Origin of the sequence: Streptomyces graminilatus (assembly GCF_001418565.1) — a bacterium.
Lineage (GTDB): Bacteria > Actinomycetota > Actinomycetes > Streptomycetales > Streptomycetaceae > Streptomyces > Streptomyces graminilatus.
Genome location: NZ_LIQQ01000445.1, coordinates 1 through 3,915, shown reverse-complemented (window position 1 = coordinate 3,915; position 3,915 = coordinate 1). Strand labels below are relative to the sequence as shown.

Here is a 3,915-nt window from a genome sequence, read left to right as displayed (position 1 = left end):
CCGCACCCCCGTCCACCGCGCGCACCACCAGCCGCTCCCCCTCCGGCACCACCAGTACCGCCTCCCCCGCCCGCGCGGCGGCGGACTCCAGGTACTCGGCGAGCGCGCCCAGCGGGTCGCCGTCCGTGTCGGCGGCGCCCGGAGCACCGGCCGTAGGCCTGCTCACCCCGCCTCCCGGAGCCGACGCAGACGCCGAAGCCGACTCCGCGACCACGATCCGGTACGGCGCGTCGAGCAGCTCGCCGTACAGATCCCCGGCGACGGCACGCGCGTGGTCGGGTTCGCCGGCCAGGAGCATGCGCAGTACCGCGGCCCCGATGCGCTGCTCGGCGGCCTGGAGGGAACGGGACCGCTCGGTGGTGAGGGTCAGCAGGGCGATGGCCGAGTGCAGGGCGTACCGCTCCGCCGTACCGAGCGTGGCGGCCGTGCCGACGGCCAGCGCGGCGCGCGGGCGGCGCCCGGTGCCGAGGGAGTGCAGCTCGACCCGGTCCCGTCCGTCGCCGCCGTCGTCGTCCTCACCGCCCGCGCCGACCACAGCGCTCGCGGGCGCGGGCCGCTCCCGCAGCCGTTCCACGTCGGCCGTCAGGCGTGCCGCACGCCGCCCGGCCCAGTCGGGCGCGGTGGCGACGACGGCGCCCGAGGCGTCGTACAGGGCGGCCCAGCCGTCGACCTGGGAGGCGAGCGCGGTGAGGAGGCCCTGCGGGCCGTCGCTCAGCGCCTGCCGGGTCAGTTCGCGCTGCGCGGCGAATCCGGCGGTCACCGCCCGGTACTGGTCGGCGGCGATGGCCGCCGACACCGCCTTGCTGATCGCGATGAAGGGCGTGCGGCGCGGGACTTCGAGGAGCGGGAGCCCCTCGTGCTCCGCCGCCTCGACGACCGCCTTCGGGATCTCGGCGTAGTTGACCCCTACCGCGAAGCCGAGTCCGACGACCCCCGCCCCCACCAGCCGTTTCACATAGCGCCGCATGGTGTCGGCGTCCTCGGCGTCCAGTTTCAGGGCGGTGATCAGGAGCAGTTCCCCGCCCTCCATGTAGGGGACGGGGTCGGCCAATTCGCTGACGTGTGCCCAGCGCACGGGGACGTCCAGGCGGTCGCCGCCCGCCCGCACGGTCAGCTTGAGCGCGGAGTGGTGGACGAGTGAGGCGAGCGTCGGGGGCATGAGGCCTTCAGGTCTGTGTCTGTGTGTTCTCCGTGAACCTTTGGCCGCCATGTATGAACGGCCTGTGCCGATTCTGCCTCACTGTACGTACAGCGCGCCCCGCCCGTACAAGTCCCTCTCCTCAGCCCCGCAGATCCACCAGCAGCGGAGGCGCGTGCTCGCCCTCGACGGTCGTCAGCGACAGCACCGCGTGCCCCGGCGGCACCTCGTGCGCCAGTTCGGAGGCCGACCAGCGCTCCCGTTCGACCGTACGTACGGTCACGGCATCGGTCGTGACCGCCTTGCCCGTGACCAGTTTGCGCAGGGCGTGGATGGCGCGGGTCATCGGCTGGTCCGCGAAGACGGTGTGCTTGGCGACGTCCCGTGTCTCCACCCAGGCCGTGCCCCAGGCCTGGGCGAACCGGCCGCCGTCCCAGGTCGTCACGCCGGAGAACGCCATCCGGCAGCCCACGGCGCCGTAGAGCGGTCCGTGCAGCGCCTCGGGGACGTCGCCGATGGTCCGCAGGGCGAGGACGACTCCCGCGTTCTGGGTGCGCAGCCGCTGCACCCGGCGTACCGAACCGGCGGTGACCGTCCCGGTGGCGTCGTCGAGGACCAGGCAGGCGAAGTGCGGGCGCCGTGTGTCGCGTACGACGGCGCAGAACTGGGCGAGGACGAGCCGGGTGATCAGCCGGGCGGCCTCCTCGTGGCCGTGCTCGGGCAGGTCGACGCGGACGCGCAGCGGGTACTGGGTGAGGGAGCGCAGGGAGAAGGGCCGTGCGGTGCCGCCCCCACCGAAGAAGCCGTCGAAGACCGGCCGGTTCAGCAGCGCGAGCCGGTCGGCGAGGACCCGGCCGACGTCGGTCGGGCTGGCCGCCTGCCGGATGCGTACGTCGAGTTCGCGCCGCATGACGGTGAACCCGTCCCCGGCCAGGGCGTCCCGCAGGCCGGACAGCGCGGCCGGGTCGCTCTCCAGCAGTTCCCGCAGCACGGGCAGGGCCGGGAAGCGCCCGTGGGCGGCCCGGTAGGGGCCGAGCACCTGGGCGAGCACGGTGGCGGCACTGTCGGTGCCGACGGTGTCGAGGTCACCGACCAGCGCCTCGGCGAGGAAGGAGGCGGCCTCGTCGGGGTCGTCGGAGCCGGCGTACGGGTCGAGGTCGTGGACGGAGGAACGGTCACCGATCCGGACGACGACGTCGAAGCGGGTGTCCTCGGCGAGCGGCGCGCCCGGCGCGGACACCGTGACGAACGCGCACTGGCCGGTGAGCGCCCGCAGGGCCAGCGCCTCGGTCACCGGTTCGATCAGGTGGCGTGTCTTGCCCGCTCCCGAGGGTCCGACGGCGAGCAGGGAGGTGCCCAGCACCTCGGGGCCGAGGGCCGCTCCGGCGCCGTGATAGGCGAGCGGGGCCCGCTCGGCCGCCACCCAGCGCCCGATGCGCACCTGCCCGGCGGCCAGGTCGTGGTGTGCGGTGCGGCGGGCCAGGTCGCGGGCGCCGGAGGGGTGCGTCCAGGCCGCGGCGCCCTGTCGCAGCACGGTGTCCTGGAAGCCGGTGAGCAGTCCGTCCCGTCTGGCGAGCGTCCACGCGTGTTCGACCCGGGCGCAGTCGACGTCGTTCATCCGGCCGCCGGTCACCTCGGCGGTGAGCAGTTCGGCGGCCTCGTACTGGCCGGCCTCGCGGAGGTCGGGCCACTGCGCGCGCGGCCGGTCGGCGGGCGCGGGCCCGGTGGGCCCGGCGGCCGCTTTACGGGCGGCGAGGCGCTCCTTCGCGTACGCCCACCAGCCGCCGATCCGGGCGAACGGCCATACGACGAGCAGGGTGATCACGGTGTAGAGGCCGACCTTGAAGGCGGTCGACCCGAACACGTCGAAGCCGCCGGTGACCAGCGCGACGAGGGCGACGACCGCGTCGACGACCGGCAGGGCGTCCCAGCCGACCAGGGGGAAGGCGTCCGGGAACACGAAGCTGAGCGTGATGACGGCCCCGAGCGCCGCGAGCAGGGCCCGCGCGGGCTGCGGGCGGCGCCCGACGAAGTGCCGGGCGATGTCGGGCCAGCTGCCGAGCCGCCCCATCCCGTAGAGAAGGACAAGGAAGAAGGCGCCGTTGTAGACGAGGATGCCCGCACTGCCCTCCCATCCCTTGGGCGAGACGGTGCCGCCCCACCACCAGTCGTCCGGCGTCAGCAGCTTCAGCAGCACCCACTCGTAGGGCATCGCCCCCTGGCGCCACAGCGACCACAGGAACAGCCCGACGACGAGCGGCACCAGCAGCCCGACCACGGTGACCGGGGAGAGACGTTCCGCCGCCTGCGCCTTCTTCGGCACCCGGTACCCGTACCGCCAGATCCCCGGCTCGGCGTCGGGCCGGGGCGCGTTGAGCCACTCGGCGACGGACGCACGGGCGGGTACCTGCGACGGCACCCCCTGTTCGACCGGCCGAGGGGCCGTCACCGGCCGGGGCGGCACGGACGGCGCGCCCGGCGGCCCCGCCGGACGCGGCACGGGATTCGCGTGCGTACCCCGCGCGTCCTGCGTACCGTCGCTGTCCATCGCACTGCCCCCTGACCAGCCGTTCCGACCACCATCAAGTCAACAGCGGCCAATCTAACGCTCCCACAAGGGGAGTTCACCGCTTACCGGGCCGACCTCACGAAGCGGACCCGGCCGAGTACCCGCCCTTGGAGGGCCTTCACGCGGGCACTCCTCTGTCCGCTCCCTGCCCGCCCTTGCCCGCTCCCTGTCCACCAAGGACAACGACACACCCCCACCACTCCCAAAC

2 protein-coding genes are annotated in these 3,915 nt (G+C 74.2%); both read right to left on the bottom strand.

The features are described from left to right. The coding region (locus AOK08_RS32120; protein ID WP_055532648.1) for a PucR family transcriptional regulator ligand-binding domain-containing protein at positions 1-1,159 on the bottom strand (1,159 nt) is incomplete at its 3' end. A gap of 121 nt (positions 1,160-1,280) precedes the next feature. Further along, a complete protein-coding gene (locus tag AOK08_RS32115; protein WP_055532646.1) occupies positions 1,281-3,686 on the bottom strand; it encodes a type IV secretory system conjugative DNA transfer family protein in 2,406 nt (801 codons plus the stop codon). Between the last annotated feature and the right edge of the window lie 229 nt (positions 3,687-3,915).